Genomic DNA, 4,433 nt, shown 5'->3' with positions numbered 1-4,433 from the left:
TGAAGTTCCCATTTTTCTTTTACACCCCCTATTTTTAGTTCTGTGAATAGCCTTATTTCCTTTACTGACATCGTTTTACAAATTCATCTTTTTTCTTTCTTTATTCATAAATTAGACTTAACCTTTTAAAATAAATTAGATTTATCCTGCGAAATACGATCTATCATTTCATCAGGATCATTTTTTTAGTCGATGTGTATCTACCGTTTTTCATCTTATAATAATAAATTCCGGATGATACATATTTTCCTGTTTCATCAGTTCCATCCCAAACAATCGAAAATCGAGAATCATCAATCGAAAATTGTCTGATTTTCTGACCTTTCAAATTGTAAATATCAAGAGTCACAAACCGGGAGGTTTGTGTTACTGAAAAAGAAATCGTTGTCGATGAATGGAAAGGATTCGGATAATTTGATATTTCAATTCTTTCATTATTATTTATTAATTCTTCATTATTGACATCAGTTTGTTCAAAATAAAAAACTCCCATATCTGCGATCGAACCATCTGGATCTAAGGGTGAATTGGGATCGCCGGCATCGATACAAGGTGAAGATACTGTTAGAAAGAAAATATCATTCCCCGGATCTAAAAATAACGGATCGGCATCGATGCAGCCTTCTCCAAACCAATCTTCCCCAGTTCCATCTTGAACATCGGAATAATTCACAGTTGGATTTGCACCAAGTGCAAATATCTGTAAGTCATAATCCGATTCATTTCCCCAGATAATGGAATTTGTAATAATCGGTTCTCCATAAATATCGTTGCAATAAAATCCTCCACCCCAACCTGGTGTTGTATTATTTACAATCGAGCAGTTAGTAAATTCAGGGAAGGAATGATAAAGGACATAAACCGCACCACCGGCAGAATTTGCCTGATTATCATATACAAGAGCACGATCTACAACCGGATGGGAATAATTTGTCAGCATTGCTCCACCATGATTCGCTGTATTTCCAAAAAAAGTAATATTGGATAAAGTCGCATTCCCGTTATCGTGACAATAAATTCCACCACCTGCTTCAGCATAATTATTAGAAATAACAATATTGGAACAAACAGGTTCGGATTCACTCATAATGCAAATTCCGCCGCCGTAACTATCATCCGGATGACCATCGTTATTATCAATTATCATATTCATGATCGTCGGACTGCTGCTGTTATAACAATAGATTCCCGCTCCGTAATAAGCATAACCGTTAGTAACCGTAAAACCGTTAATTACCGAATCATTACCTTCTCCGCTGTCAAATTTTACACAACTGCTGCTGTGACCTCCGTTGATTATCGTAGATTCGATGTAAGATTCATCTGATGTCGTCGCATACAAAGATGCTAAAGTAACTGCTCGATTATTAAAATCGACATTTTCGTGATAAGTTCCGGGTTGAACGAGGATCGTATCACCGGTTGAACTGGCATTAATTGCAGATTGGATAGTTGCATAATCATCGGGAACATTGATTATTGTTCCAAAAATTAAGAAGATCATACATAAGAAAAAAGTAATGAATATAAATTTTGTCTTCATAAAGTTTACCTTTCATTTAAATAGTTTTTGATATTTTGAGTTGATTCGATCTCATTATCAATTGATTTTAAAATTCTTTCATAAAGTATATTTCCTCCCAATGGAAGACATTCTTTTTGCTCGATATAATCTTCATTGATCTTTTCTTTTTCCGAACTCAAATAAATAATTCTTTGATCGAGAGCATTTATCATTTCCTGTTTGGATAAAATCTGAATGGCAGAAAGAGCAAGGTCGAATCTTTTTTCTCGTTCTCTCGAAGTTGAAATTGCTCTTATCATCTCCTCTTTTAAAATCTTTTCTCCTTCAGTGGTTATCGAATATTTTCTGGGAATCGGTCCTTTTCCCATTTTATCGACAGCAATAAATGAAGTAACCAAACTTTTCTTCTCGAGTTTCTTCAAACCTGTATAAATAGAGGTTTTCCCGATGTCAGCCCATTCGATATAACCGACAGAAATTACATATTTATTTATTTCATAACCTGTAATTTCATTGTGCTCTTTGATGATCTGAAGCAGCATCAGTTCTGCATTCGTTAAAGAATCCATCATTTTTTCCTTTTAGTTTATGAACACAATATTTCAGGGATGGACTATTAGTCAAGTTTTTTTAAATTACTAAAGTCAGGGAAAATTCAGAAATCGCTTTTTTGAAAATTAAACAAAATTTTATTTTTTTGTTGTGTTTATTTGATAAAAAAAAAATAGAGTTTTAAAGGAGGATCTAATGGATCAATATATCCTTTGTAGAAGGTTATTTGTTGCAAGTTCAAATAATAAAATCCCTGTATTTTTCGGACAAAAAGCAAAAATGTTTCAAATTTAATAGTATTTCAAATGAATGATAAACTAAATTATTACGCTCTTTCCAGAAAAGGAAAAAAATCTCCTCAAAACGAGGATAGCTGTTCTGTTCCAAACAAGAATAAAAAAAAATCAGACATTAAAAATAAAGGATTTTTGTTTACGGTTTGTGATGGACTTGGTGGTCATCGAGCCGGTGAAGTAGCCAGCAGTATTTGTGCTAAATTGTTTAAGGAAAATTATTATAATAACACTGAAAATAAAGAATACGGAGAATTGCTGAAAGATGAGATCAGGAATTTGAACATACGGATCATGGAAGTTTCCAGGGATTTTCACGATTATTATGGAATGTCCACAACTCTTGTCAGTTTATTGATCCATAATGAAACGGCATATATCAACAATGTCGGTGACAGCAGATTGTACCTTTATTCTCAAAGTAAATTAGAACAGTTAACAGAAGATCAATCACCAGTGTGGAAAATGTATAAAAAAGGAATTATCACCAAAGATGACATCATCAAACATGAAAAAAAAAATGTAATATCTCAAGTAATCGGTCTGGAACAGGATATTGAAATAAACAGCTACAGAATTTCATTACCTGAAAAATATATCTTTTTACTTTGTTCTGATGGACTGACCGATGTTACGCTCGATAAAGAGATTGAAGATGTAATTTCAACAACAACTGATTTGAAAACAGGTGTGGAGAGACTTTATCAACTTTCGCAAAAAAATCATTCTCTCGATGATGTAACGATTATCCTGGTTTCGAATTATCTGGAGTGAATTGAATCGATTTGCATTATGAATTCTCTTCCTGCCTTTCTGTTGAAGAATCTCCAATATTTTAGATTTCTCTCACGATATGAATGAGATTCCTCGAAAATGATATGAAAGAACCTCAGAATGACAAAAAAAATCATGAAATCAATCAAAAATGCCTTAATCTCGACCGGAAATAATAGTGAAACAAAACTCGTTAGTATTTTGTTTGATGAGAAGATCCGGAAGATATCAGAAACTGAAATCGAAGATCAAGTTGATGAAGAAATTGATTTAAAAGGAAAACTGCTTATTCCCGGCTGTATCGATGCGCATGTTCATTTCAATGATCCGGGATTTAATCATCATGAAGATTTTCTGAGCGGAACAACTGCTGCTGCCTATGGCGGAATAACAACCATAATCGATATGCCCTGCACTTCCATTCCTCCGGTTACGAATAAGAAAAATCTTTATCAAAAATTTAAAATTATCCAGTCTAAAGCTTTGATTGATTTTGCTTTCTGGGGAGGAATCAGAAGAAATGATTTTCCGCTTTCTGAAGAGAAGGTTAAAGAACTTTGGAAGGAAGGCGTTGTTGGTTTTAAAATTTATACGATTTCAGGAATGGAAACATTTTCTGCTTTGACATACAAGGATATTGAACAAGTTTTCAGGCAATTTCCGGAAATGTTATTTGCTTTTCATGCTGAAGATGTAAATATAATTCAAAAAGCAATCAACTCATTTTCCAAAGAAGAACTGAAACTTCCGGAAAATTATGTGAAAATCAGACCTGTAGAAGCTGAAATTGAAGCAGTTCGGCAAATCCTTGAGATCGCTGAAAGCAATAAAATCCATTTTGTTCATATCAGTACAAAAATAGCAGCAGAATTAATCTTGAAATATAAAAAAAATATCAATGTAACTTTTGAAACCTGTCCTCATTTTCTCGAATTCACTGCAAACGACTATCAAAAACTTCTGGGAAGATTGAAAACTGCTCCTCCGGTAAAATTTGAAGAAGATAAAAAATATCTGCGAAAGCTTCTAAAAAAAGGGGAAATCGATTTCATTACTACCGATCATGCCGGTTGTGACTTTGAGACAGAAAAAAAACTGAAAGATTTCTCCAAAGTTTACAGCGGAATTCCGGGAACCGAATTGATGATCCCGTATCTTTTCTCGGAATTTTATCTCAATGAAAAAGTTCCACTTTCAACTATGATCAAGATGACTTCGGAAAATGCTGCCGGAAGATTTGGATTTTATCCCCAAAAAGGAAGTCTTGAAATTGGAACAGATGCTGATTT

4 protein-coding genes are annotated in these 4,433 nt (G+C 33.7%); 2 read left to right on the top strand and 2 right to left on the bottom strand.

The features are described 5' to 3' along the window. Positions 1–163: 163 nt before the first annotated feature. Both ENL20_11710 and ENL20_11705 read right to left on the bottom strand, forming a co-directional pair. Entirely contained in the window at positions 164–1,543 is a 1,380-nt protein-coding gene (locus tag ENL20_11710; protein ID HHE39220.1) for a T9SS type A sorting domain-containing protein, read from the bottom strand. Between the two features lie 5 nt (positions 1,544–1,548). Continuing rightward, positions 1,549–2,097 carry a PadR family transcriptional regulator gene (locus tag ENL20_11705; GenBank protein ID HHE39219.1) on the bottom strand — a complete coding sequence of 183 codons (549 nt, stop codon included), beginning with the start codon at positions 2,095–2,097 and terminating at the stop codon, positions 1,549–1,551. A gap of 285 nt (positions 2,098–2,382) precedes the next feature. Here ENL20_11705 and ENL20_11700 point away from each other — a divergent pair, with 285 nt between their 5' ends. Further along, entirely contained in the window at positions 2,383–3,144 is a 762-nt protein-coding gene (locus ENL20_11700; protein ID HHE39218.1) for a serine/threonine-protein phosphatase, read from the top strand. A gap of 120 nt (positions 3,145–3,264) precedes the next feature. Continuing rightward, a partial coding sequence (locus ENL20_11695; protein ID HHE39217.1) for a dihydroorotase occupies positions 3,265–4,433 on the top strand: 1,169 nt, incomplete at its 3' end.

The organism is Candidatus Cloacimonadota bacterium (assembly GCA_011372345.1).
GTDB lineage: Bacteria > Cloacimonadota > Cloacimonadia > Cloacimonadales > TCS61 > DRTC01.
This window is presented reverse-complemented; position numbering and strand designations above follow the sequence as displayed.